Here is a 25,974-nt window from a genome sequence, read left to right as displayed (position 1 = left end):
GCTTTACGGTTGAATTATTGCCAACTTATCTTTATAATATAGTGTCCTAAAAATGGGTGCGTCTGGTATAGGTATTTACATTACCCTATCAATAGATGTTTTAACCCATTTTTTTGTTATAAATGAACGGGAGAAGGATGCCTTATGGCAACAACTAACCAATTGATTCGTAAGGGTCGCAAAACCATCAAGGAAAAGTCAAAAGTTCCTGCGTTACAAGCGTGCCCTCAACGCCGTGGTGTATGTACTCGCGTATATACAACTACCCCTAAAAAACCTAACTCAGCCATGCGTAAAGTTTGCCGTGTTCGTCTAACCTCAGGTTACGAAGTGTCAAGCTATATCGGTGGTGAAGGTCATAACTTACAAGAGCACAGTGTGGTATTGATCCGCGGTGGTCGTGTAAAAGATCTTCCAGGTGTGCGTTATCACACCGTTCGCGGTGCACTTGACTGTGCCGGCGTAAAAGACCGTAAGCAAGGTCGCTCTAAATACGGTGCGAAGAAACCTAAAGCTTAATCATTAATTACATCATAGTGCATGGGTTCGGTATTGCCTACTTAGGATTACTACAATGTGTGGTCTTCTATTAAGTGCCAATATACCACCATGCAGTAAGGCTGGCTGATAGCAAGACAGTAACCATGTCGTATCACGCTCCAGTGCTATGAATGCCAGATATCCCTGAAGACAAGGAAATTTATTATGCCAAGACGTCGCGTCGTCGCTGCCCGAGAAATTCTACCTGATCCAAAATTCGGTAGCCAAACCATCGCTAAATTCATCAACCATGTGATGCTAGATGGTAAAAAATCTACTGCTGAGCGTATCGTATACGGTGCATTAGAGACTGTTGCTGAAAAACGCAGTATCGAAAACCCAGTAGAGTTTTTTGAAGAAGTCTTAGAAAACGTTCGCCCTATGGTCGAAGTAAAAGCCCGCCGTGTTGGTGGTGCTACTTATCAAGTCCCTATGGAAGTACGCCCCTCCCGTCGTACTGCCCTAGCGATGCGTTGGCTTGCAGAAGCTGCTTCTAAGCGCTCTGAAAAGTCAATGGCACTTCGCCTAGCGGGTGAGTTATCTGATGCCGCGGATGGTAAAGGTAATGCTATGAAAAAACGTGACGAAGTTCACCGCATGGCAGATGCTAACAAAGCATTCTCACACTATCGTTTCTAATTTATTAGTAGCCCATCTTGACCTACTCCGGGTTAAAATGGGTTGTTAAGCATTTCTTTTATCGCCTACTTTTTAGCTATTAGCAGTCTCAACACTGCTAGTAGCCTCTAGATTTATTCATCATAAAGCTGAAAGCACAAATGCAGCGCGGCCACAGCAACTAGACTAGGCCTTAGATTGCAGTTAAAAAAGATAAGATAATCTCAGGTTAAGCCGCTTTAATAACGGTGTAATCTTAAAGATGAGTGAAGCGCCAAATGCTAAGATTCAGGCGCTAATGTATAATAAGCTTAGATAATATCAAGCGTCATAAAATTGTCACTGTAATCAATTATTCTGACACTTTTATTTGGCAGTTTATCTTTATCTCTTATCTATCTACCTACGGCTTGTGCGTCTACGGTTAAGACTTTCAGTGAAGATTATATACAATAAGATATTCCATTAGGAAAATACTATGGCTCGTACAACTCCCCTCAAGCGTTATCGTAATATTGGTATCTCAGCGCATATTGATGCTGGTAAAACGACGACGACCGAACGTGTTTTATTCTATACAGGCGTCAGTCATAAGATTGGTGAAGTTCATGACGGCGCAGCTACCATGGACTGGATGGAGCAAGAGCAAGAGCGTGGTATTACTATCACCTCAGCGGCTACCACTTGTTTTTGGTCAGGAATGGCACAGCAGTTCCCACAGCATCGTATCAATATCATTGACACCCCAGGCCACGTTGACTTTACCATTGAGGTAGAGCGTTCAATGCGTGTTCTTGATGCTGCCTGTATGGTTTACTGTGCTGTTGGTGGCGTTCAACCACAGTCTGAGACTGTTTGGCGTCAAGCGAACAAATACAAAGTACCTCGTCTTGCGTTCGTCAACAAGATGGACCGCGTTGGCTCTGACTTCTACCGTGTTATTGATCAAATCAAAACGCGTCTAGGTGGTAACCCTGTACCAGTCGTTATTCCAATCGGTAAAGAAGACGACTTCGAAGGCGTTATCGATCTAGTAACCATGAAAGCCATCTATTGGGATGAAGCTTCTCAGGGTATGCAGTTTGAAGAGCGCGAAATCCCAGCAGAGCTTCAGGACAAAGCCGCTGAATACCGTAGCCAGTTAGTAGAAGTCGCTGCTGAAGCTAACGAAGAGCTAATGAATGCTTATCTAGAAGGCGAAGAGCTGACTGAAGATCAGATTCATGATGCTATTCGTGAGCGTACTATTGCTAACGAAATTATCCCAATGCTTTGTGGTACTGCCTTTAAAAACAAAGGCGTTCAGAAAATGCTAGACGCGGTAATCCGCTATCTTCCAAGCCCTGAAGAAGTACCTGCTATTCGCGGTATCTTGGATGACAAAGATGAGACGGAAGCGACTCGTGAAGCTTCTGATGAAGCGCCATTCTCAGCGCTAGCCTTCAAAATCATGAATGACAAATACGTGGGTAACTTAACCTTCGTTCGTGTTTATTCTGGTGTAATCAAGCAGGGTGAAAGTGTTTATAACCCAGTTAAGATGAAGCGTGAGCGTGTAGGCCGTATCGTTCAGATGCATGCCAACTCTCAAGAAGAGCTTGCTGAAATTCGTGCTGGTGACATCGCTGCTCTAGTGGGCATGAAAGATGTGACTACTGGTGACACGCTATGTGATGAAAATAATGTCATTACTCTTGAGCGTATGGAATTCCCAGATCCAGTTATTTCTCTAGCTGTTGAGCCTAAGACCAAAGCTGACCAAGAAAAAATGTCAGTAGCACTAGGCCGCTTGGCAAAAGAAGATCCTTCATTCCGTGTTCATACTGATGAAGAATCTGGTCAGACCATCATCAGTGGTATGGGTGAGCTTCACTTAGAGATCCTTGTAGATCGTATGAAACGTGAGTTTAAGGTCGATGCAAATATCGGTCAGCCTCAGGTTGCTTATCGTGAGACTATCCGTAACACGGTAGAGCAAGAAGGTAAGTTTGTGCGTCAGACTGGTGGTCGTGGTAAGTTTGGTCACGTTTGGTTGAGACTTGAGCCACTAGATCCAGCAGGCGATGTTGAGTACGAATTTGAAGAAAAAATCGTCGGCGGTGTGGTACCAAAAGAGTTCCACGGTGCGGTCGACAAAGGTATTCAAGAGCGTATGAAAAACGGTGTCTTGGCCGGCTATCCTGCAGTAGGTATTAAAGCTACTCTATATGACGGTTCTTACCATGACGTGGATTCGGACGAGCTATCGTTTAAGATGGCGGGTTCTATCGCCTTCAAAAAAGGCTTCTTAGCAGCTAACCCTGCGCTACTTGAGCCAGTAATGAAGGTAGAAGTAGAAACTCCAGAAGACTACATGGGTGATATCATGGGCGATCTAAACCGTCGCCGTGGTATGGTTCAAGGTATGGACGATCTACCTGGCGGTACTAAACAGATCCGTGCAGAAGTTCCATTGGCTGAAATGTTTGGCTATGCCACTCAGCTTCGCTCTATGTCTCAAGGCCGTGCGACCTACTCTATGGAATTTGAGAAGTACGCAGAAGTGCCTAAGTCAGTTTCAGAAGAGATCATCTCTAAGTACAACTCTAAAGATGATGACGAGTAATATGTGATTGACTTCTGCCTCTAATAAGAGCAGTACCAGATCATAACGATCAAATGGTCGGTTTGTTAAATTGGTTAATTGCGTCGATAACTTGTTAAAACACTTGTTATTGACGCCGATTTACTTATAATATTTGACAGATTGCAAGCGCAATAAATGATTTGCATTATTTATTTTAAATTGATTGAGTAAGCCTCATAGTTAATGCTAATAGCATCTTATGACCAAGCTTACTGGATCTTAGATAACAAGAGGATACACCCATGGCAAAGGCCAAGTTTGAACGAAACAAGCCACACGTCAACGTTGGTACTATCGGTCACGTTGACCACGGTAAAACCACACTAACGGCTGCGATTGCAACCGTAGCGGCAAAAACTTCTGGCGGCGAAGCCAAAGACTATGCGTCTATTGACTCAGCACCTGAAGAAAAAGCCCGTGGTATTACCATCAACACCTCACACATTGAGTATGACACTGAATCACGTCACTACGCTCACGTTGACTGCCCAGGCCATGCTGACTATGTTAAAAATATGATCACTGGTGCAGCGCAGATGGACGGCGCTATTCTAGTAGTATCAGCTACTGATGGCCCAATGCCACAAACTCGTGAGCACATCTTGCTATCACGTCAGGTTGGCGTACCATACATCATCGTCTTCATGAACAAATGTGACATGGTTGATGACGAAGAGCTACTAGAGCTAGTAGAAATGGAAGTACGTGAGTTACTATCAGACTACGACTTCCCAGGTGATGACACCCCTATCATCAAAGGTTCTGCCCTTGAAGCCCTAAACGGCAACGATGGCAAATACGGTGAGCCAGCGGTAATCGAACTACTAGAAACCCTAGACAGCTACATCCCAGAGCCAGAGCGTGATGTAGACAAGCCATTCTTGATGCCTATCGAAGACGTATTCTCAATCTCTGGTCGTGGTACTGTTGTAACTGGCCGTGTTGAGTCTGGTATCGTTAAAGTTGGTGACGAGATCGAAATCGTTGGTATCCGTGACACGCAAAAAACCACGTGTACTGGTATCGAGATGTTCCGTAAGCTTCTAGACGAAGGTCGTGCGGGCGAAAACTGTGGTGTACTACTACGTGGTACTAAGCGTGAAGACGTTCAGCGTGGTCAAGTATTGGCTAAGCCAGGCTCAATCACCCCGCATACTAAGTTTGACGCTGAAGTATACGTACTATCAAAAGAAGAAGGTGGTCGTCACACCCCATTCCTAAACGGCTATCGTCCACAGTTCTACTTCCGTACTACTGACGTAACTGGTGCAATCCAGCTACAAGAAGGTACTGAAATGGTAATGCCAGGTGATAACGTTGAGATGAGCGTAGAGCTTATCCACCCAATCGCTATGGACAAAGGTCTTCGCTTCGCTATTCGTGAAGGTGGCCGAACTGTAGGTGCTGGTGTAGTATCAACTGTTAAGGACTAATCTGCTTATTCATTTAAGTAGCTATGACTGAATAGCTATAATAAATGACTAGCATTAGTACTAAAAACCGTTCTCTTTGAGGACGGTTTTTTTATGGGTACAGTTAATCTTAATAGTGAGTCGGTTGTTTCAGTATCAACATATGATAATGCCTTTTATTTAGCTAGTCCTATATAAGATAGGTAAGGTAGAAACAGAGGAGGCTGATAATCTCTGTTATTGCCTTAAAATATTAGAGAGAATATTTAATAGAGCGCCACTGAGATATAAGAGACATGAAAAATAAAAAAAGTCTAAATAGAGGCATAAAAGTGGAATATTTGTATTGAAGTAGGGAAGAAAAGACGGGTAAACTTGTATAATTGTATCTAAAACCTATTGATTTAAGAAAACTCACTGCTAAAACTTGCATTCTAAGCAAAAACTTGTATAATTATCACCCTTAATACCTATAGGCGATTGGCTCAATTGGTAGAGCATCGGTCTCCAAAACCGAGGGTTGTAGGTTCGAGTCCTACATCGCCTGCCATATATTTTTAAGATCTTACTGTACTTCTACCTTCCCGAAGCGAGTTCTCTATGAGCAACAATCAAGATAACCTCGAGTCAAAGTTATCTGATGCTAAGGTGACGGCAGGAAGTCTGCTTAGTAAAAAACAGAAACCAGTAACCGACAGTTCGGCAGTAGACGTCGCAAAGACCAGTTCAGCTAAAGATATTATACTTTGGCTGGCTGCTTTTGCTGCTTTAATTGGCGCAACTTTGGTAAATCAATATCTACCAGGATATTGGCAACCTGCTAATGATGTTTGGGTCCGTATCGGGCTTATTGTCTTATTAGTCATCGTTGCTCTGGTATGCTTGGCTTTTACCCATCAGGGTAGGGCTTTCAAGATATTGATCAAAGATGCTGCTGTTGAGCTACGCCGCGTGACATGGCCAAGTAAGGACGAAACCTTTACTTATACATGGCAGGTTATCGTGGTTATTGCTATTGTTGGCTTTATTGTCTGGTTATTGGACAACTTTTTTAATTGGTTTGTTGGGTTATTCATCGGTTAACTTGACTGGATTAATCCCTCTTTTAGGAGCGACACATGCGTTGGTATATTGTCCAAGCGTTTTCTGGATATGAGAAACAAGTGCAGCGCTCACTTACAGAGCGTATTAATCGTAGTGACTTCGCAGAGTCTTTCGGTGAGGTATTAGTACCAACCGAAGAAGTCGTCGAAATGAAAGACGGCAAGAAGCGTAAGAGTGAGCGAAAATTCTTCCCCGGATACGTATTGATCCAAATGGAGATGAATGATGATACTTGGCACATCGTCAATGAATGTCCCCGTATTATGGGCTTTATTGGTGGTACACCAGAGCATCCTGCACCGATTACCCAAGTTGAGGCAGATCGTATCTTAAATCGTCTGCAACAAACTGAAGCTGTACCACGTCCTAAGACACTATTCGAGCCAGGCGAAGAGTTGCTGGTTATCGATGGTCCATTCACCGACTTTAAAGGGTTGGTAGAAAAAGTGGACTATGAGAAGTCTAAGCTACAATTGACTGTTAATGTATTTAATAGACCTACTCAGGTCGAGCTGGAGTTTAGTAAAGTCGAAAAACTTGACTAAACATCTACAAACCGGGGAGCTTGCGTTACTAAGCTCGCTATAAAATAACTTTATTAAGTTAGCCTCTTTATAGAGGCGTTATTTTTTATGCGGGACTGAGTAACTGGCGTTATCACCCATTAAGGAGAGAATCATGGCTAAGAAGATTGATGGCTACATCAAACTACAAGTGCCTGCTGGTAAAGCAAACCCTTCACCACCAATTGGTCCAGCATTGGGTCAAAAAGGTGTGAACATCATGGCGTTCTGTAAAGAATTTAACGCCGCGACTGCCAGCATGGAACCAGGTCTACCAATCCCAACTGAAATCACTGTCTTCGCTGATAAATCATTTACATTTATCATGAAGTCACCACCAGCTGCATTTTTACTTCGTAAAGCTGCTGGTATTGCTAAAGGTTCAGGCGAGCCTAATGTGAAAAAAGTTGGTAAAGTAACCCGTGCGCAGTTAGAAGAAATCGTTCAAACTAAAAATGCAGATTTAACCGCTGCGGATATGGACGCTGCTGTTCGTACTATCGCTGGTACTGCTCGTTCAATGGGTATTACCGTGGAGGGTGTGTAAATGGCTAAGCTAACCAAACGTCAAAAAGCTATTCAAGAGCGTGTTGAGCGTGAAAAGCTTTATACACTTGAAGAAGCCGTAGAGATTCTTAACTCTATTCCTGCTGCTAACTTCAAAGAATCTATCGATATCGCGATCAACCTTGGTGTTGACCCACGTAAATCTGACCAAGTCGTTCGTGGTGCTACCAACTTACCTGCGGGTACTGGTAAAACCAAACGCGTTGCTGTATTTGCTCAAGGTGCTGCTGCTGAAGCCGCCAAAGAAGCAGGTGCTGACATCGTTGGTATGGATGATCTAGCAGAGCAAATCAAAGCCGGTAACATGGACTTTGATGTGGTTATCGCTGCCCCTGACGCTATGCGTGTTGTTGGTCAGTTAGGTACAATTTTAGGCCCACGCGGTCTTATGCCTAACCCTAAAGTCGGTACAGTAACGCCAAACGTTGCAGAAGCCGTGACTAATACTAAAGCAGGTCAAGCGACATATCGTGTTGACAAAGCGGGTATTATCCATACTACTATTGGTCAAGTCGGCTTCACTGCTGATCAGGTTATCCAAAACGCAAAAGCACTCATCAGTGATCTTAAGCGTGCTAAGCCTGCGACCTCTAAAGGTGTATTCATTAAGAAAATCACTTTATCTAGCACTATGGGCCCAGGTATCACCATCGATCCTGTTCCATATCGTATGGCTAAGTAGAGCAGATTAGTCGCTTTATAGGTTGGAGTTATTTCTTAGCATATTGCTTAAATGACTTCCAACTGAAGCAAAATTATTTTAAAAATTAGGTCAGCATAGCCGAGCTTTATTAAGCGCTGTGCTGTCTAAGACCGTAGGTAGAAGTTTGCTCAAAACGGGCTAATTGTATTACTCCTTTGAGTCGCTTTGTTAATCGATTTAAGACGCAAGTTTTAATTGGCCTACGCAGACGGTGACCCATAAAAGTTTAGACATGAGAAAGTGAGAGTATCAGTAGTTTTATTGATATGAGCCACATTCGACGTCATTCTGATAATGGTGCCGTAATTAGTCGCTATTAGACCAGTTAGTCGCAAGATGGGCTGGTACTAGTAGCATGTCGTATCAAGTCAATTGTCTACAGCTACCTTGGTGGTGCAGATCAATTGATAAGATTAAGGAGTCAACTAATGGCATTAACGCTAGAACAGAAACAAAAAGTTGTGGCTGAAGTGTCTGAAGTTGCTGCGAATGCGTACTCAGCGATAGCTGCCGAATATCATGGCATGGAAGTATCTCAGATGACTGAGCTACGTAACCGTGCACGTGAAAAAGGCGTTGTTTTAAAAGTGGTAAAAAACACCCTTGCAAAACGCGCTTTTGAAGGCACTAAGTTTGAGTGCATGTCAGACAGTATGACTGGTCCATTATTATTGGCTTTTTCAATGGAAGATTTGGGTTCTGCTGCCAGAGTCGTTTTCGACTTTAGCAAAGAGCACAAAGTCCTTGAAACCAAATTGGTCTCAGTCGGTGGTGAACTGTTTGGTCCTAATGAGCTTGAGCGTGTCTCAAAGCTCCCAACAAGAGACGAAGCATTGTCTATCTTGATGGCGACCATGAAAGCACCAGTGACCAAGCTTGCTCAGACTTTGAACGAAGTCCCAAGCAAGTTTGTCCGCACTGTAGCAGCAGTCAAAGACGCAAAAGAAGCGGCTTAATTATTAAGCTAACTACTTTAGAGCGATTACGTAGCGCTTAATTAGTCGCCGTAACGCTTTATTTTACTAAATTAATTATCAGATAACGGAGAGTTCTCATGGCACTATCTAAAGAAGATGTGTTAAACGCAATCGCTGAAATGTCAGTAATGGATATCGTTGAGCTTATCAGCGACATGGAAGAAAAGTTCGGCGTAACTGCTGCTGCTGCTGTTGCTGCTGCACCAGCTGCTGCTGAAGGTGGCGCTGCTGCCGCTGAAGAAAAAGACGAGTTTGACGTTATTCTTGCCAGCTTTGGTGAGAAGAAAGTCGCTGTTATTAAAGCGGTTCGTGAAGCTACTGGCCTTGGCCTTAAAGAAGCGAAAGAATTGGTTGAAGGCGCTCCAGCCCCAATCAAAGAAGGCGCTAACAAAGCTGAAGCAGAAGAGCTTAAAACTAAGCTTGAAGAAGCTGGCGCTACTGTTGAACTTAAATAAGTTTAATATTGCGTTAAAAAAGTCAGCAGTGCCTTGCATTGCTGGCTTTTTTTTATTATAATCCCTGTCTTGACCTTTTGTGTCTGCCTGAATGGCTTCAAGATAACTTAGCATAGCTAAATTTGCTTCAGCTCGCCTTAGTATGGCTTAAGCAGCTGTGGTTTGATTCACGTCGGTGGATACTCTTCAAAAGGACAGACGATATACATGCTCGTACTCACGCTAATTGAGAAAATACAATAATGAGTAGCTAGACATCATAGGGTGTTTGGCATTTTTTCGTGCTCAATCTTAAGATTGAACAAACTTGCAATATATTTGGTTCTTTTGTTCTTATGCTGTGAGATTCTCTAACGTCTAATGACTCAGATAAAGACTGAGATACGCAATTTACACTGTCCACTACGTTCATTATTGAAATTTAATCGATTTATTTTTATTGATTCTGTCTTTTCTTAGCCAACGCTTATTAAGACAATGGTATTGCTATCCAAGTAGCTGCAAACAGTTCGTCTTATTAAGGTGACTATTCTTAGTTAAGAGTAGTGTATCAGAAAAAAGTTGTTATGAAATAGTAACCGAAGAGAAATATCTTAGTAAATGAGTAATCAGCATCACTAATAAGGGTAGGTCACTAACAAGCAGAGCTGTAGATCATTTAGACAGACAAGTGGTTAATTTAGTGAGTAGCGGTTATTTTGATACGCATCAACAGCAAAGAGCAATAACTGTAGAATCAGTAATGTTAGTGATTGTGGCGTCAGTGATTTTTAAAATAAGTAAATATTAGCACTTAATGACTTATGTAGTTTGTGAGTTAACTATTTAGTGAGTAAAGATAAGCAATTATCTACTAGTAATGTCGATTCATGATTATCGACCAGTAATTAGGCAGCATCGTCTCAATAATTTCGTTCCCGTTATTAAATATCTTATTTAAGATATTTTGATGACGATTTCAATTTGTTTCCCCGTCTACTGTAAGGACTCTCGATGGCATATTCTTATACTGAAAAAAAGCGTATTCGCAAAAGCTTTGCCCAGTTGCCAAATGTGATGGACATTCCATACCTTTTGGCCATTCAGGTGGACTCTTATCAGCAATTTTTGCAAGAGCATAAAAAGCCAAAGGGTCGTGATAACACCGGACTCCAAGCAGCTTTTTCGTCTATCTTTCCTATCGAAAGTCACTCAGGTAATGCTGAGCTACAATTTGTTGAGTACTATCTAGGTACGCCAGAATTCGATGAGCGTGAATGTATCCTTCGTGGCTCAACATTCGCTGCACCGCTTCGCGTTAAAATTCGCTTGGTGATCAAAGATAAAGATAGCAAAGACAAAGACAGTAAAGCGGCAATTAAAGACATTCGTGAGCAAAGCGTCTATATGGGCGAAATGCCACTGATGACCAATAACGGTACCTTTATTATCAATGGTACTGAGCGTGTCATCGTCTCACAATTGCACCGCTCACCAGGTGTGTTCTTTGATCATGATAAAGGTAAGTCACACTCTAGTGGTAAAGTTCTTTATAACGCTCGTATCATTCCTTACCGTGGCTCATGGTTAGACTTTGAATTCGATGCTAAAGATTTGGTATTTGCGCGTATTGACCGTCGTCGTAAGTTATTAGCCTCTATTATCTTGCGCGCTCTTGGTTTAGATACTGCTGAAATTTTAGACATCTTCTTTGATACAGTGTCAGTATATAAAGGTGAAGAGCAGTTTGAGATCGACTTGATTGCCGATCGTCTGCGTGGCGAGATGGCACAGTTTGACATTGTCTCACCAGAAGGTGATGTCTTGGTTGAGCAAGGCAAACGCATTAATGCTCGCCGCATTCGCCAGATCGAAGAAGCAGGAATGACCAAGCTAGCTGTACCGGATGAGTACTTATATGAGCGCATTCTGGCTGAAGATATCATTATTGATGATGAGGTCATCGCTCGTGCCAATACCCTTATTGATCATGAGTTGCTCGTTAAGTTAAGCGAGAATGAGGTCAAAGAGTTCAGTATTCTTTTCACCAATGATATTGATCATGGTACTTATATCGCAGATACTTTGCGCGCCGATAGTACCTCTAGCCGCGAAGAGGCCTTGATCGAAATCTATAAAGTCATGCGTCCAGGTGAGCCACCAACGGTCGAAACGGCTGAAAAGCTATTTGATAGCATGTTCTTTAACGCCGACCGTTATGACTTATCTAACGTCGGTCGTATGAAGTTCAACCGTCGCCTTGGTTTGCCGTTTGAAAATACTGATGATCCAGACGTTCAACGTGAGCGTAGCGTGTTGACTAATGACGATATCATCAATGTGCTCAAAGAGCTGATTGAGATTCGTAATGGTCGCGGTGATGTCGATGATATCGATCACTTGGGTAACCGCCGCATTCGTTCAGTAGGTGAGATGGCAGAGAACCAGTTCCGTGTAGGCCTTGTACGTGTTGAGCGCGCGGTCAAAGAGCGTTTAAGCTCAGCGGAATCTGATAACTTATCGCCGCAAGATTTGATTAACTCTAAGCCCGTGGCTGCTGCGGTCAAAGAATTCTTTGGTTCGAGCCAGTTGTCACAGTTTATGGATCAGAACAATCCATTGTCTGAGATTACCCATAAGCGTCGTGTCTCTGCACTAGGTCCAGGTGGTCTAACGCGTGAGCGTGCAGGCTTTGAGGTTCGTGACGTTCATGACACCCATTACGGCCGTGTTTGTCCGATTGAAACACCAGAGGGTCCAAACATTGGTCTCATCAACTCATTAGCGGTATTCGCGAAGACCAACAGCTTCGGTTTCCTTGAGACCCCTTATCGTAAGGTCATCGACGGTAAAGTTACTGACGATATTGAGTATCTATCTGCTATTGAAGAAGTCGGTACTGTGATTGCTCAGGCGGATTCGCCAATGAATGAGCAAGGTGAGCTTGTTGACGATATGGTCAGTGTTCGAAGCCATGGTGAATTCGTACGTATGCCACGAGATAAAGTGACGCATATGGATGTGTCACCGCGTCAGGTAGTTTCAGTGGCTGCCAGCTTGATTCCATTCCTTGAGCATGATGATGCTAACCGTGCCTTGATGGGCTCAAACATGCAGCGTCAGGCTGTACCAACACTGCGTGCTGATAAGCCACTAGTAGGTACGGGTATGGAGCGTCACGTGGCTCGTGACTCAGGTGTTTGTGTCATTGCTAATCGTGGCGGCGTGATCGAAGACGTTGATGCGTCTCGAATCGTTATCCGTGTAAATGAAGACGAGATGCAAGCGGGTGAAGCTGGTATTGATATCTATAACCTAGTGAAATACACGCGATCTAACCAGAACACTTGTATCAACCAGCGCATTATCGTTAACCAAGGTGACGAAGTCGCTGTCGGTGATATTCTTGCCGATGGCCCATCTACTGATTTGGGTGAGCTTGCGCTTGGTCAGAACATGCGCGTGGCCTTCATGCCATGGAATGGTTACAACTTTGAGGATTCGATTCTACTCTCAGAGCGTGTGGTCAAAGAAGATCGCTTTACTACTATTCATATTCAAGAGCTTACTTGTGTGGCTCGTGATACCAAGCTTGGTACCGAAGAGATTACTGCTGATATTCCAAACGTTGGTGAAGCAGCACTGTCGAACCTTGACGAAGCTGGTATCGTGTACATCGGTGCTGAAGTGGATGCTGGTGATATCTTGGTCGGTAAAGTCACGCCAAAAGGTGAGACGCAGCTAACGCCAGAGGAAAAACTTCTGCGGGCTATCTTTGGTGAGAAAGCAGCGGATGTGAAAGATACGTCACTTCGCGTGCCTTCATCAAGCAAAGGGACGGTCATTGACGTGCAAGTCTTTACCCGTGATGGCGTCGAAAAAGATGCGCGCGCCCGTGCAATTGAGAAGTCTCAGTTAGACAGCTACCGTAAAGATTTAAAAGAAGAGCTTCGTATTTTTGAAGAGGCTGCTCGTAGCCGTATCAGTAACTTACTTGATGGTCAAAAAGTAAGTGGTGGTGCTGGTCTAAAAGCAGGTACGGTAATGGCTCTAGATGATATGAAAGACATGAATCTTGAGACCTTACTTGATATCCAGCCTGTCGAAGAGGACATCGCTGAGCGCCTAACTCAGATCGCTGAATTCTTATCTGATAAGCAAAAAGATATTGATAGTAAATTTGCTGAGAAAAAACGTAAGCTTAGTGCTGGTGATGACTTGCAACACGGTGTGCAAAAAATCGTTAAGGTTTATCTAGCTGTTAAGCGTCGTATTCAGCCTGGTGATAAGATGGCCGGTCGTCATGGTAACAAAGGTGTGGTTTCACGCATTATGCCAGTAGAAGACATGCCTTATGATGAAAATGGTAATCCTGTCGACATCGTCTTGAACCCACTTGGTGTTCCATCGCGAATGAACATCGGTCAGGTACTAGAGACTCACTTGGGTATGGCAGCAAAAGGTCTTGGTGAGAAGATAGATCAGATGCTCAAAGCCCAAGCGGCAGTGAAAGAGCTGCGTGAATTCTTGGACAAAATCTACAACAAGGTCGGCGGTGAGCAGGTTGATTTAGACAGCTTGAGCGACGACGATATCTTGGCATTAGCGGGCAACCTTCGTGGCGGTGTACCAATGGGTACTGCGGTATTTGATGGTGCTAAAGAGAGCCAAATCAAAGACTTGCTTGAGCTTGCTGGTCTAGCTCGCCATGGTCAGCAGACCTTGTATGATGGTCGTACTGGTCAGAAGTTTGATCGTCAGGTAACCGTTGGTTACATGTATATGCTCAAATTGAACCACTTGGTCGATGACAAAATGCATGCGCGTTCTACTGGTTCTTACTCGCTAGTGACTCAGCAGCCGCTGGGTGGTAAAGCTCAGTTTGGTGGTCAGCGCTTCGGTGAGATGGAGGTCTGGGCACTAGAAGCTTATGGTGCGACGTATACCTTGCAAGAGATGCTGACTGTGAAGTCGGACGACGTGGAAGGCCGAACGCGTATGTACAAAAATATCGTCGACGGCGAGCAATACATGGATCCAGGAATGCCTGAGTCATTCAATGTATTGACTAAAGAAATCAAATCACTGGGTATTAATATTGAGCTAAAAGAAACCAACGACTAATTGGCTATCTACCAACTGGCATTATCCAATAGTTATATAGATAGTTATTGTTGTTACTGCTAAGACTAAGTGCTGATTTTATTATTCATAATTGCCGCTTAGTTTTAGCCTATTTATCTCATTCATATTCATTGCCTTCAGTCCTCTGGTGTCCGCTAGCTGCATAGTAGAATGCTAGCCCGATACAGATGGTGATAAAGATAACGGAGAAGCAGCTTGAAAGATTTACTCGATATTATGAAAAGCCCTGCCGATAATAACGGCAACCGTGAGTTTGACAGTATTCAAATTTCACTGGCCTCCCCTGATACCATCAAGTCATGGTCTCATGGTGAAGTCAAAAAACCAGAAACGATTAACTACCGCACCTTTAAGCCTGAGCGTGATGGTCTATTCTGTGCCAAAATTTTTGGTCCAGTAAAAGATTTTGAGTGTCTTTGTGGTAAATACAAGCGCCGTAAGTTCCAAGGCGTTATCTGCGAAAAATGTGGCGTTGAGGTTACTACTGCCAAGGTACGCCGTGACCGTATGGGTCACATTGATTTGGCCAGTCCAGTCGCCCACATTTGGTTTTTAAAGTCATTACCAAGCCGCATTGGTCTATTGTTAGACATGACGCTTCGCGATATCGAGCGCGTTTTATACTTTGAAAGCTATATCGTGACTGATCCAGGCCTAACCAGCCTTGAGAAGTATCAGCTGTTAGATGACGAAGACTACTATAAAGCGCTTGAAGAGTTTGGTGATGAGTTCACAGCGAAGATGGGTGCTGAAGCCGTCCAAGACTTGCTAAAAGATATTGATATTGATCTTGAAATTGATGAGCTACGTGAAGCGATTCCGCAGACAGGCTCTGAAACCAAGCTTAAAAAGATGTCTAAGCGCTTAAAATTGCTTGAGTCCTTCCGTGATTCGAACAATAAGCCTGAATGGATGGTCATGACTATCTTGCCAGTGCTACCACCAGATTTACGCCCATTAGTACCGCTAGAAGGTGGCCGCTTTGCGACATCGGATCTAAACGATCTTTATCGCCGCGTTATTAACCGTAACAATCGTCTAAAGCGTTTGTTAGAGCTTAATGCGCCAGATATCATCGTCCGTAACGAAAAGCGTATGCTGCAAGAGTCTGTCGATGCGCTGTTAGATAACGGTCGCCGCGGCCGTGCCATCACTGGTAGTAATAAGCGTCCACTTAAGTCACTTGCCGACATGATCAAAGGTAAGCAAGGTCGATTCCGTCAGAACTTATTGGGTAAACGTGTCGATTATTCTGGTCGTTCGGTTATCGTGGTTGGTCCAACTCTACGCCTTCATCAGTGTGGTCTACCAAAGAAAATGGCTCTTGAATTATTCAAGCCATTTACCTACTCAAAGCTATTGTCACACGGCATCGCCACGACCATTAAAGCGGCGAAGAAGATGGTAGAGCGAGAAGAGCCACAAGTGTGGGATATGCTAGCGATGGTTATTCGTGAGCATCCTGTGCTGCTTAACCGTGCACCTACTCTTCACCGTCTAGGTCTGCAAGCGTTCGAGCCGGTATTGATCGAAGGTAAAGCCATTCAGCTGCACCCACTAGTCTGTACCGCCTTCAACGCCGACTTTGATGGTGACCAAATGGCTGTTCACGTGCCATTGACTCTAGAGGCTCAGCTTGAATCTCGAGCACTAATGATGTCGACCAACAATATCTTGTCACCTGCGAACGGTGATCCGATTATTGTACCTTCACAAGATGTGGTCTTGGGTCTCTACTACATCAGTCGCTCATCAGTGAATGTCAAAGGCGAAGGTATGGTCTTTGCTTCAGTTAATGAAGCACTTCGCGCTATTGGCTCAAATGATCTACATGTTAATGCTAAAATCAAAGTCCGTGTCACTGAAACGACTTTTGATGAAGAAGGTAATGCTTCAAAAGCAGTCAGCCTAAAAGAAACCGTGGCTGGTCGTCTACTGATTTGGAACATCATGCCTAAAGGTATGGAGTTTGAAGAATGCAACAAAGAGATGACTAAGAAAAACATCTCAAAGCTAATTAACTCCTGCTACCGTAGAATGGGCGTGAAAGACAGCGTTATGTTTGCTGACCAATTGATGTACCTTGGTTTTGCTCAAGCGACGCTATCTGGGGTGTCTATCGGTATCGAAGACATGGTTATTCCACCACGCAAAAAAGAGCTTATTGAAGCTGCTGAAGCTGAAGTTCGTGAGATTGAAGATCAGTTTGAGCAAGGTTTTGTTACCGCAGGTGAGCGTTATAACAAAGTTGTCGATATCTGGTCACGAACCAATGATAAAGTCGCTAAAGCGATGATGGATAACCTAGCGACTGACAAAGTGACCAATGCGCAAGGTGAAGAAGAAGAGCAGAAGTCATTCAACTCTATCTACATCATGTCTGACTCTGGTGCTCGTGGTAGTGCCGCGCAGATTCGTCAGCTTGCTGGTATGCGTGGTCTGATGGCTAAGCCTGATGGCTCAATCATTGAGACGCCAATTAAAGCCAACTTCCGCGAAGGTCTGACCGTACTTCAGTACTTCATCTCGACCCATGGTGCGCGTAAAGGTCTGGCAGATACGGCACTAAAAACAGCAAACTCTGGTTACCTAACTCGTCGTTTGGTCGATGTGGCTCAAGATTTGGTGATCACTAGCGATGACTGTGGTACTGATGAAGGTCTGCTCATGACACCGCATATCCAAGGTGGTGAGATCATTGAAAAGCTTGGTGATCGAGTGCTTGGCCGTGTGACTGCAAAAGATGTCACCTATAACGATGATGAAAATAAAGTCCTTGTTCCTGCAGGTACTTTGATCGATGAGCATTGGGTTGATGTGTTAAACAACAATGCTATCGATGAGCTTTGGGTGCGTTCAGTTATCACTTGTAAGGTTGCTCACGGCGTCTGCTCGCAGTGTTATGGTCGTGACTTGGCTCGTGGCCATAAGGTTAATATTGGTGAGTCGGTGGGCGTCATGGCCGCACAGTCTATCGGTGAGCCTGGTACACAGTTGACCATGCGTACCTTCCACGTGGGTGGTGCAGCAAGCTCGACATCAGTGGACAACAGCATTTCAGTGCGCAATGCCGGTAAAGTCCGTTTCCATAATATGAAGACTGTGGAACATGCTGATGGTCACTTAGTCATCGTCTCTCGTTCTGCTGAGATTGGTATTGCCGATGACCTTGGCCGTGAGCGTGAGCGCTATAAAGTACCTTATGGTTCTAGTGTCTTGGTCAAAGATGACCAAAAAGTAGATGGTGGTCAGACGATCGCTAAATGGGATCCACATACGCATCCAATTATCACAGAGTTCGCTGGTAAAGCGCGCTTTAGTGATATCACGGATGGTATGACAGCGACCGTGAAGCTTGATGAAGCGACTGGTATGAGCTCATTTGAGATTCTTGCCACGCGTGATCGTCCAAGCACCGCTAAAGACCTCCGTCCTGCCATTATTCTAAATACTGATGCCGGTAAAGAGGTGGTCTACTTCCTACCTGCTGAGACGATTATCCGTGTCTCTGATGGTCAAGATGTGACTGCAGGTTCTATCTTAGGCCGTGTACCACAAGCGACTTCAGGAACTAAAGATATTACCGGTGGTCTACCACGTGTTGCTGATCTATTTGAGGCTCGCCGTCCAAAAGACCATGCGATTATGGCTGAAATGACGGGTGTCGTGAGCTTTGGTAAAGAGACTAAAGGTAAAAATCGTTTTGTGATTACCAACGAAGATGGTGAGGTCCATGAGGAGCTAATCCCTAAATGGCGTCAAATTAACGTCTTTGAAAACGAAACGGTTGAGCGTGGTGAGATTATCTCTGATGGTCCACAAAACCCACACGATATCTTACGTCTAAAAGGTCGTACCGCGCTTGCAAACTATATCGTCAACGAAGTTCAGGACGTTTATCGCCTGCAAGGTGTAAAAATCAACGATAAGCACATCGAAGTCATTATTCGTCAGATGCTGCGTAAAGTTGAGATCACTGATGGCGGCGACTCCAACTACTTCAAAGGCGACCAAGTAGAGTTTGCTGATGTCGAAGCACTGAATGAGAAGCTGGTAGCAGAAGATAAATTCCCAGTTCAGTACGAGCGTCAATTGCTAGGTATTACCAAAGCAAGCTTGGCGACCGAGAGCTTTATCTCTGCCGCTTCCTTCCAAGAAACCACTCGTGTGCTAACGGCTGCGGCGGTTATGGGTAAAGTCGATGAATTGCGCGGTCTAAAAGAGAACGTCGTAGTGGGCCGCTTAATCCCAGCAGGTACTGGTCTTGCTTATCACAAAACGCGTAAAGATAAGGCAGAAAGAAACTTGGTAAATGAGCCAGAAATTGATGCTGATGCCTTTAACCTAAGTGATACTCCTGAGAAGAAAGACTTCTCACGCTTTGATGAAGCTTTTGCGCAAGAGTTTAATCAAGACAGTCAGTCTGAGTAATCCATTCGATTATTTATCTTTAAAAAAAGCCAGCTTAATGCTGGCTTTTTTTATGAGTAAAAATTCAGGTATAGTATAGGGCTAGCTTTCTTATGTAACTTTTTATTTAATACCGAACTTCTCATACCAATATCGTAATCAATAGCCCACTAGGAAATACTATGGCAGGTAAAACTCGAGTTGCCCAGTACCAAGCAGATCGTACCAATCAGAAATTATACTTCTGCCGTCTGGCGTGCAAAGCGGCAGAGAGTGCCGCTAATAAGCAGCTGTATCAAGGTGAATGCGAAACCGCTATATTCCATCTTCAAGGGGCGCTATTGGCATTTTTTCAAGAGCTTAGCCATTTTTATGGTCTTAGTCTGTCGCAGCCGACGGTAGCTTCTATTAAGGCAAAATTGGCTGAGCGTACTCAAGTCTCTCCTGAGATTCAGCGCATAGAGCAGCTCTTGCAAAACGGCTTCTTGGCCGAGATCACCAGAGCCTATGAGCGATGTCAATATGCGCCAAAGCCAGATTTTCCGGATATTTCCTATGCTACGCCGCATTCTAGCGAGGAGGGGAGTAATGATTTGATTGTCAATGTTGTGACGTTATCGAATCAATGGCTGCCTGATGAGGCAACTATCAGAGAATGGCGGCAACAGTTTTTGACATTGATAGATCAGCTGCGCGGCGGCATGGCGGAGTACTAAGGCTTATTGCTAAAAAGATAAATCAGCAATAAGTCAAACTATGGCTTAACTATGAAAAATAAAAAAGCAGGCCAATAACTTAGCCTGCTTTTTGTTTAGAATATAGCCGTATACTACCCAACGCTTATAAAGTATCGCATATTAACCACCGTATATTAATCATCACATACTAACCAATAAGGCACTCAGTGCGAATATCTACAAGTTGGCTATCAAACCGAGCTGGGATTAATTGGGCATTGGCGGCATTTGATCAACTGGCGTCACACTAAGTGGGTTTTGTGGAACGCTATCTGACGTTGGTGCAGCTGATGTAGTTGGAGTAGCGTCAGGCTCAGGAGGTGCTGCTCTTTGCTGTGCTTTTGGTTTCGGTGGCGTAGACGAGGCACTCGTTGGCGCTGCCTTTTTCTTTCCAGTCTCACTATCTACAGCGACTACCCCTTCATCAGTAACCTCTAATATGTCTTGTTTTTGCTTTTTAGACTTGGCGCGATTATTTAAAGAGACCCATTGCTGCGGCACATTCTCAAGTTGACCTTTCATAAAGTCAATCCACACTGGTAAGGCGACCACGCCACCATATTCACGATTGCCAAGGCTTTCAGGTTGATCAAAGCCTAACCAAACGATAGCCACATTGGTCGGATGAAAGCCTGCAAACCAGCCGTCTTTATAGTCGTTAGTCGTCCCTGTCTTGCCACCGATATCATTACGACCTAATACTTTTGCTCGAGTAGCAGTACCGCGTTGAACCACATCGCGTAAAATTCCAGCCATTTGGTAGGCTGTAGAAGCTGATAATATTCTCGGTGCTTGCGTTGCTGCTTGATACTGGGTGAGAGGAGCATGCAGCCGATCTACCGCTGGTGACGCAGTATAGATGGTCAAGTCTTCAGTAGTTTTGCTTTCTTCAGTAGCGCTATCAGCCTGTTCATTATCTGGACTGTCACTATTACTCGTCTCTTCTGGCTTTGTGGCTTCTTTATCGGTCGCTTGCGGATTATTGGCTTTATCGAGTGACTCTTGATAGGCCTTTTTCTGAGCTTCGTTGAGTTTTTCTAGCTTATTGTTGAAGCAAAGCGCGCAGGCCTGTTGCGGATTGGCCTGGAATAATAAGTTATTATCAAAGTCATAGATTTGTTCGATGAAGTAAGGCTGGATGCGGTGACCACCATTGGCAAAGGTAGCATAGGCAGTCGCCATCTGCAGCGGCGTTGCTTGACCAGCACCTAACGCCAATGAGAGCGTGGTTGGTAGCTTTTCTTTGTCCAAGCCAAACTGATCTAAAAGGTTTCGCGCGTCAGTAATGCCTACGGAGCGCAGCAAGCGGATAGAGACTAAGTTGCGCGATAGGTATAGGGCACGGCGTAGCGTAATATCACCATAGAATCGGCCATCTGAGTTCTTAGGCTCCCAGCTTCCCACCTTTAAAGGTCGATCAGAGACAATACTATCAGGGCTATAGCCTTTTTCTAATGCCGCAGTATAGATTAGCGGTTTAATGGTCGAACCAGGCTGACGCCACCCTTGCAGAGCACGGTTAAACTTACTGTGGGTAAAATCAAAGCCGCCCACTAGTGCATTGACGGCGCCTGACTCTGGGTTTAGCGACACCAGACTACCTTCTACTTTTGGTACCTGAACCAGACGCCATTGTTTGCCATCGTCTGAGGGCATAAGCCGAACGATATCATTGACTGAGACAATCTCTCTAGCGGTATTGGGATAGCCACCGACACGATTGGTGCTATAATACTTTTTAGCCCAGCTCATCCCTGACCAATTTACGGTGACGTTCTTGCCGTCCGGTAGCTCAGCCTCAAAGCTTCGATATTGTACTTTGTTCACTTTAGCAGGATACATATTGCCATAGCGGCGAAAGTTCTTTAGTGGCTCATCGTTGGCTTCAGCACCGCGCCAGCCATGGCGTCTATCATAATCCATCAGCCCCTTTAATATGGCGGATTCTGCTTGCTGCTGGGTATTACTATCGACCGTTAGCTTGACTCGCCAACCACTATTGATGACCTGTTCACCATAGCGGTTAACCAGAGCATAGCGTGCCATTTCAGCGAGGTAGGGCATATTAACATCAAGCTTTTCTTGATAAATGTGTAGACCTATTGGCTCTGCGACTGCTTCATCATGCTGCTGCTGAGTAATATAGCCAAGAGCCAACATTCGACCAATAATCCAGTTGCGCCGCGTTAAGGCTCGCTGTGGATTGGCGACTGGATTGTACTTCGATGGGGCCTTGGGCAGGCCAGCGAGCATGGCTATTTGCGCGATACTGAGATCTTCAAGTGATTTACTATAATACTTTTTTGCTGCCGCTCGAATGCCATAAGCCCCTTCACCGAGATAGATTTTATTCACATATAAGGTTAAAATCTCATTTTTGCTCAACTCATCTTCTATTTTTCGAGCCAGAAATAGCTCGGTCAGTTTACGATTAATGGTGCGCTCGGAGCTTAAGAAGTAGTTTTTGGCGACCTGCATGGTGATGGTTGATCCGCCGGTCTGACCCTCATCATCAGTCACCACTTCAGTTACCGCGCGTCCAAGACCTTTAATACTAATGCCACTATGCTCAAAAAAAGAGGAATCTTCTGCTGCTAAGAACGCATGAATCATATCTTCTGGAATTTGATCATAGGCTACAGGAAGTGAGATTCGATTGCCGTACTGACCGATGAGCTTATCATCACGGCTGTACACTTGTAGAGGCATCTCAAGGTTAGCCGTCTTAATTTCATTGACACTAGGCAGTGATGGCGCAAGATACATGGCCATAGCGTAAAAGCCGATAGGTACTGCTAAGAGCAAAATTAGCGTTAGTGCTAAACCAGCAATAAGTAGACCAATGAAAAAATGAAGCAGGCGAGCTGAAGAAGGTTTTATGGGCATAACGAGCAAATTCGAGTTGGTTTTAATTAAGCATATATTATACCTTGAACGGAAATAATTCACCGTACAAAAATGTATAACTACTTAAAAAGTAAATTTGCCATCTTGAATCTCACTATCAAGTAACGTATTGTATATCTTTATTACAATAACTACCTAAATCAAGGTGATAAGGAATAGAGTCTGTGAGACTATTTTCTTCTAAAAGACATCATTTGGTCGGTGTCGACGTCAGTGCAACTTCTGCAAAACTAGTCAACATAAAACGACAGCAAGGGGTTTTTTACTTGAAGTCGTACGGTATAGAGCGGTTAACGCCCGGTACGGTAGTGGATAAGTTAATCGTTGATCCTGAAGCAGTAGGCGAGGTGGTCGCTAAGCTAGCGAAGCGTTGTCAGGTCGCGGGTCAAGATGTGGCCACTGCGGTGACAGGGTCTGCTGTTATTACTAAAATCATCGATATGGATGCCACGCTAACAGATTCTGAGCGTGATGCTCAAATTCGCTTGGATGCTGATCAATATATTCCCTACCCATTATCTGAAGTCAATCTTGACTTTGAGGTGATAGGTCCCTCGGTACTCAGTGATGACATGGTGCAAGTACTGTTAGCGGCCTCTCGCTCTGAGAATGTGGAGCAGCGAGTGGATGCAATGACCTTTGGTGGCATGACCACTAAAGTTATGGACATTGAGTCGCATGCGATTGAGCGAGCATTTGCCTTGATGGTGGATAATATACCCAACCAGCCAGAGCTGGTAGCCTTAGTAGATATTGGTCATACCCAGACCACACTTTACGTCGCCCGTGATGGCGAGTTTGTATATAGCCGTGAGCAGCTTTTTGGTAGTGGTCAGTTGACTGAAGCCATCCAAAGTCGCTATGGCCTATCATTTGAAGAGGCGACAATCAATAAGCGTGAGCAAACGCTGCCGGATGATTATTATAAAGATATCCTGCTGCCATTTATGGACAGTGTCATCCAACAAATTACGCGATCTTTACAATTCTACTTTTCTTCGAGTCAATTTAATAATGTTGACCATATTGTCTTATGCGGAGGCAGTGCCAGTATCCCAGGACTGGTCGGTATGGTTCAGCAGAAGCTCGGAAACCCAACTTCTATTGCCAATCCTTTTATAAACATGTCTATAGACCCACAAATCGACCATGAACAGCTAATTATTGATGCACCTGGGCTTATGGCTGCATGTGGGCTGGCCTTAAGGAGCTTTGACTAATGGCTCGAATTAATTTATTACCATGGCGTGCAGCTGAACGAGAGCGTAAGAATAAAGAGTTCATTACCTTAGTAGTAGCGGTTACCTTATTCTCTTTACTGGCTGCCTTTGCCGCTTGGAGCTACTTTAATAATGAGCTAACAGAGCAACAAAATGCCAATTCGCTGATAGAGCAGCGCAACGCTGAGCTTGATACTGCGCTAACAGAGATTGAAGGGCTTGAAGAGCGCCGTAGCGATATTATCTCACGCATTCAAGTGATTCAAGATCTGCAAGGACGTCGGCCTATCCCTGTCCATATTTGGGACGATATTCCTAAGGCCATCCCACCAGCCATGTATATCAATAATCTAAAACGCGAAGGCGACACCATTACTCTAACGGGACTAGCAGACAACCCCAACGTGGTCTCAAGTCTTATTCGTAATCTAGATGCTAGCGAATGGTTGGACGGCTCTGCGGTACGTACTATTCAACAGAACATTTCTGCTTATGCACCACCGCCTCAGAGCGTTACGAATACTAGCGAAGATAGCAGGCCTACTTATCCAGAAGATAACTATGTTGAATTTGTCGTGACCACTCAGGTACAACATAGCTCGGCCGATCAGGAGCAACAACAAGAGGCTACTGAGGTGGCCGCGCCCGGAGATGCCTCATGAAATTAACTAAGAAAAAGAGTCGGATTGAGCTGAAAAAAGGCCGGTCAGAGCTAAAAAAGACGCCCAAAACGCCTAAGACGCCTAGAAAGTCTTTTGATATTCAAGAGTTTCGTCGTAGTTTTGAATCGCTCGATACCCAAAACTATGGCAGCTGGCCGATGGTCGTTAAAGTCACGGTACTGTTATTTATTGTCGGATTTATCGCAGCTTTGGCTTGGGCACTGCCAATCAGTAGTAAGATTGATGAGATTAAAGCGGCTGAATCGCAACAAACCACGCTATTAGAGACTTATAGAGAAAAAGAGTCAAAAGCACGGCATTTAGATGCTTATAAGGCTCAAGTCACACAAATGGAGACGGAATTCAACAAGCTCTTAGATCAGCTACCCAAAGATACTCGAGTATCAGAACTCGTTGAGGGTATTAATATGACTGGTGTTGGCAGTAATATCCGCTTCCAAGACATCTCGGTAGAGCCTGAGGTTGAGCAAGAGTTCTTTATTGAACAGCCTATCAGGATCGCGGCCATAGGGGAGTATCATCAGTTTGGTGCTTTTGTTAGCGGTCTTGCAGCCTTACCACGAATTATTACTATGCATGATTTTGAAGTCAGTAACCCTCAGCCTTCTTTGGACACCATTCCTGAATTAAACCTAGTGCTTAATACTAAGACATATCGTGCCAAGCAAACCGAAGCTGAGAATGAATCAGCTACGCCAGATGCTACTACAGAAGGGGGTAACTGATGACTATTTTATCTAAGCATCCAGCCCTATTAATAGCCATTATGAGCGTTATGGTCTTAAGTGGCTGTAAGGATCGAGTAAAAGATGCCCAACAGCAGATGCAAGATATTCGTAACTCTAGTGCTCAGCCCATCGAGCCACCACCTAAAACTGAGGTGATTGAGGATTTTACTTATAGTGCGAGCAATCTGCGTAGTCCATTTATGCCGCCAAGTCTATTAAATGTTCAGAATACCCAGGTTAATAACGAAGGGGTCCGCCCTGATGTGACCCGCCAAAAAGAGCAGCTTGAGCAGTTTGAGCTATCAACATTGGTATTTCGTGGTCAAATTATTTCCCCTGAAGGTCAACAGTTTGGCTTGGTTCAGCGTCCTGATGGGACGGTAGCTAGCGTCAAAGTAGGGGACTACATTGGGCTTAACGATGGTCGAATAGTCGAAATTACACCGACGCAGATTAATTTGATCGAGATTGTACCAGACAGCCGAGCAGGATTTGTCGAAAAGCCAGCATCGTTGATCTCTCCTTTAGGCTAGTTGGCAGAAATTTTTGAGGATAAAATAATGACCGTTCGAAACTCTATTAGTAGCTATTTTGCAAGCT

Annotated in this window: 18 protein-coding genes and 1 tRNA gene; 18 read left to right on the top strand and 1 reads right to left on the bottom strand. The window is 44.3% G+C overall.

Translation table 11 applies throughout. The features are described from left to right. Window positions 1-144 precede the first annotated feature (144 nt). The 14 genes from rpsL to EGV92_RS04240 all read left to right on the top strand — a co-directional run bounded on the left by rpsL (window position 145) and on the right by EGV92_RS04240 (window position 19,815). Window positions 145-519, top strand: a complete 375-nt coding sequence (gene rpsL, locus EGV92_RS04305) for a 30S ribosomal protein S12 (RefSeq protein ID WP_025646352.1) — start codon at window positions 145-147, stop codon at window positions 517-519. Window positions 520-705: 186 nt separating this feature from the next. Continuing rightward, window positions 706-1,179, top strand: coding sequence for a 30S ribosomal protein S7 (gene rpsG, locus EGV92_RS04300; RefSeq protein ID WP_131667951.1), 474 nt, complete (start codon window positions 706-708; stop codon window positions 1,177-1,179). Window positions 1,180-1,636: 457 nt separating this feature from the next. Further along, window positions 1,637-3,763 (top strand): elongation factor G, encoded by a 2,127-nt coding sequence (fusA, locus tag EGV92_RS04295; RefSeq protein ID WP_131667950.1) that lies wholly within the window; start codon window positions 1,637-1,639, stop codon window positions 3,761-3,763. 263 nt (window positions 3,764-4,026) lie between these two features. Further along, entirely contained in the window at window positions 4,027-5,217 is a 1,191-nt protein-coding gene (tuf, locus tag EGV92_RS04290; protein ID WP_131667949.1) for an elongation factor Tu, read from the top strand. 453 nt (window positions 5,218-5,670) lie between these two features. Further along, a tRNA-Trp gene (locus EGV92_RS04285) sits at window positions 5,671-5,746 on the top strand. A 50-nt stretch (window positions 5,747-5,796) separates the two neighbouring features. After that, entirely contained in the window at window positions 5,797-6,279 is a 483-nt protein-coding gene (gene secE / locus EGV92_RS04280; protein WP_131667948.1) for a preprotein translocase subunit SecE, read from the top strand. Between the two features lie 35 nt (window positions 6,280-6,314). Beyond that, entirely contained in the window at window positions 6,315-6,845 is a 531-nt protein-coding gene (nusG, locus tag EGV92_RS04275; protein WP_131667947.1) for a transcription termination/antitermination protein NusG, read from the top strand. 133 nt (window positions 6,846-6,978) lie between these two features. Next, window positions 6,979-7,410 carry a 50S ribosomal protein L11 gene (rplK, locus tag EGV92_RS04270; RefSeq protein WP_131667946.1) on the top strand — a complete coding sequence of 144 codons (432 nt, stop codon included), beginning with the start codon at window positions 6,979-6,981 and terminating at the stop codon, window positions 7,408-7,410. Continuing rightward, window positions 7,411-8,112 (top strand): 50S ribosomal protein L1, encoded by a 702-nt coding sequence (rplA, locus tag EGV92_RS04265; protein ID WP_131667945.1) that lies wholly within the window; start codon window positions 7,411-7,413, stop codon window positions 8,110-8,112. Window positions 8,113-8,561: 449 nt separating this feature from the next. Next, window positions 8,562-9,089, top strand: coding sequence for a 50S ribosomal protein L10 (gene rplJ / locus EGV92_RS04260; RefSeq protein WP_131667944.1), 528 nt, complete (start codon window positions 8,562-8,564; stop codon window positions 9,087-9,089). A gap of 98 nt (window positions 9,090-9,187) precedes the next feature. Then, the gene (gene rplL / locus EGV92_RS04255) at window positions 9,188-9,565 is read left to right on the top strand and encodes a 50S ribosomal protein L7/L12 (RefSeq protein ID WP_131667943.1); all 378 of its coding nucleotides are present in this window, start codon (window positions 9,188-9,190) and stop codon (window positions 9,563-9,565) included. 993 nt (window positions 9,566-10,558) lie between these two features. Next, window positions 10,559-14,668: a DNA-directed RNA polymerase subunit beta gene (gene rpoB / locus EGV92_RS04250; protein WP_131667942.1), complete on the top strand. Its 4,110-nt coding sequence runs from the start codon at window positions 10,559-10,561 to the stop codon at window positions 14,666-14,668. 216 nt (window positions 14,669-14,884) lie between these two features. Further along, a complete protein-coding gene (gene rpoC, locus EGV92_RS04245) occupies window positions 14,885-19,120 on the top strand; it encodes a DNA-directed RNA polymerase subunit beta' (protein WP_131667941.1) in 4,236 nt (1,411 codons plus the stop codon). Window positions 19,121-19,281: 161 nt separating this feature from the next. Continuing rightward, window positions 19,282-19,815, top strand: a complete 534-nt coding sequence (locus EGV92_RS04240) for a DUF6586 family protein (RefSeq protein ID WP_131667940.1) — start codon at window positions 19,282-19,284, stop codon at window positions 19,813-19,815. Between the two features lie 228 nt (window positions 19,816-20,043). Here EGV92_RS04240 and EGV92_RS04235 read toward each other — a convergent pair whose 3' ends face one another. Continuing rightward, on the bottom strand, window positions 20,044-22,722 hold the full coding sequence (locus EGV92_RS04235) for a penicillin-binding protein 1A (protein ID WP_131667939.1): 2,679 nt from the start codon (window positions 22,720-22,722) through the stop codon (window positions 20,044-20,046). Between the two features lie 185 nt (window positions 22,723-22,907). Here EGV92_RS04235 and EGV92_RS04230 point away from each other — a divergent pair, with 185 nt between their 5' ends. Genes EGV92_RS04230 through EGV92_RS04215 form a run of 4 tightly spaced genes read left to right on the top strand, consistent with a single transcriptional unit; the run spans window position 22,908 to window position 25,907 of the window. Continuing rightward, a complete protein-coding gene (locus EGV92_RS04230) occupies window positions 22,908-23,963 on the top strand; it encodes a pilus assembly protein PilM (protein ID WP_131667938.1) in 1,056 nt (351 codons plus the stop codon). Then, a complete protein-coding gene (locus EGV92_RS04225) occupies window positions 23,963-24,625 on the top strand; it encodes a PilN domain-containing protein (protein WP_131667937.1) in 663 nt (220 codons plus the stop codon). Before EGV92_RS04230 ends, EGV92_RS04225 begins: the two co-directional genes overlap by 1 nt. Then, the gene (locus EGV92_RS04220) at window positions 24,622-25,371 is read left to right on the top strand and encodes a type IV pilus inner membrane component PilO (RefSeq protein ID WP_131667936.1); all 750 of its coding nucleotides are present in this window, start codon (window positions 24,622-24,624) and stop codon (window positions 25,369-25,371) included. The genes EGV92_RS04225 and EGV92_RS04220 overlap by 4 nt, the downstream gene beginning before the upstream one ends. After that, window positions 25,371-25,907: a pilus assembly protein PilP gene (locus EGV92_RS04215; protein ID WP_131667935.1), complete on the top strand. Its 537-nt coding sequence runs from the start codon at window positions 25,371-25,373 to the stop codon at window positions 25,905-25,907. Before EGV92_RS04220 ends, EGV92_RS04215 begins: the two co-directional genes overlap by 1 nt. Window positions 25,908-25,974: the final 67 nt, after the last annotated feature.

Source organism: Psychrobacter pygoscelis, assembly GCF_004335015.1.
GTDB classification, from domain to species: Bacteria; Pseudomonadota; Gammaproteobacteria; order Pseudomonadales; family Moraxellaceae; genus Psychrobacter; species Psychrobacter pygoscelis.
Note: the sequence above shows the minus strand (reverse complement) of the source record. Positions and strands in the feature narration are given on the sequence as shown.

Coding starts and splice junctions, on each gene's coding strand:
- EGV92_RS04220 (WP_131667936.1), top strand. CDS start 24,622: ATGAAATTAACTAAGAAAAAGAGTCGGATTGAGCTGAAAAAAGGCCGG.
- EGV92_RS04240 (WP_131667940.1), top strand. CDS start 19,282: ATGGCAGGTAAAACTCGAGTTGCCCAGTACCAAGCAGATCGTACCAAT.
- fusA (WP_131667950.1), top strand. CDS start 1,637: ATGGCTCGTACAACTCCCCTCAAGCGTTATCGTAATATTGGTATCTCA.
- tuf (WP_131667949.1), top strand. CDS start 4,027: ATGGCAAAGGCCAAGTTTGAACGAAACAAGCCACACGTCAACGTTGGT.
- secE (WP_131667948.1), top strand. CDS start 5,797: ATGAGCAACAATCAAGATAACCTCGAGTCAAAGTTATCTGATGCTAAG.
- EGV92_RS04225 (WP_131667937.1), top strand. CDS start 23,963: ATGGCTCGAATTAATTTATTACCATGGCGTGCAGCTGAACGAGAGCGT.
- EGV92_RS04215 (WP_131667935.1), top strand. CDS start 25,371: ATGACTATTTTATCTAAGCATCCAGCCCTATTAATAGCCATTATGAGC.
- rpsL (WP_025646352.1), top strand. CDS start 145: ATGGCAACAACTAACCAATTGATTCGTAAGGGTCGCAAAACCATCAAG.
- nusG (WP_131667947.1), top strand. CDS start 6,315: ATGCGTTGGTATATTGTCCAAGCGTTTTCTGGATATGAGAAACAAGTG.
- EGV92_RS04235 (WP_131667939.1), bottom strand. CDS start 22,722: ATGCCCATAAAACCTTCTTCAGCTCGCCTGCTTCATTTTTTCATTGGT.
- rplL (WP_131667943.1), top strand. CDS start 9,188: ATGGCACTATCTAAAGAAGATGTGTTAAACGCAATCGCTGAAATGTCA.
- rplK (WP_131667946.1), top strand. CDS start 6,979: ATGGCTAAGAAGATTGATGGCTACATCAAACTACAAGTGCCTGCTGGT.
- rpsG (WP_131667951.1), top strand. CDS start 706: ATGCCAAGACGTCGCGTCGTCGCTGCCCGAGAAATTCTACCTGATCCA.
- rplJ (WP_131667944.1), top strand. CDS start 8,562: ATGGCATTAACGCTAGAACAGAAACAAAAAGTTGTGGCTGAAGTGTCT.
- rpoB (WP_131667942.1), top strand. CDS start 10,559: ATGGCATATTCTTATACTGAAAAAAAGCGTATTCGCAAAAGCTTTGCC.
- rplA (WP_131667945.1), top strand. CDS start 7,411: ATGGCTAAGCTAACCAAACGTCAAAAAGCTATTCAAGAGCGTGTTGAG.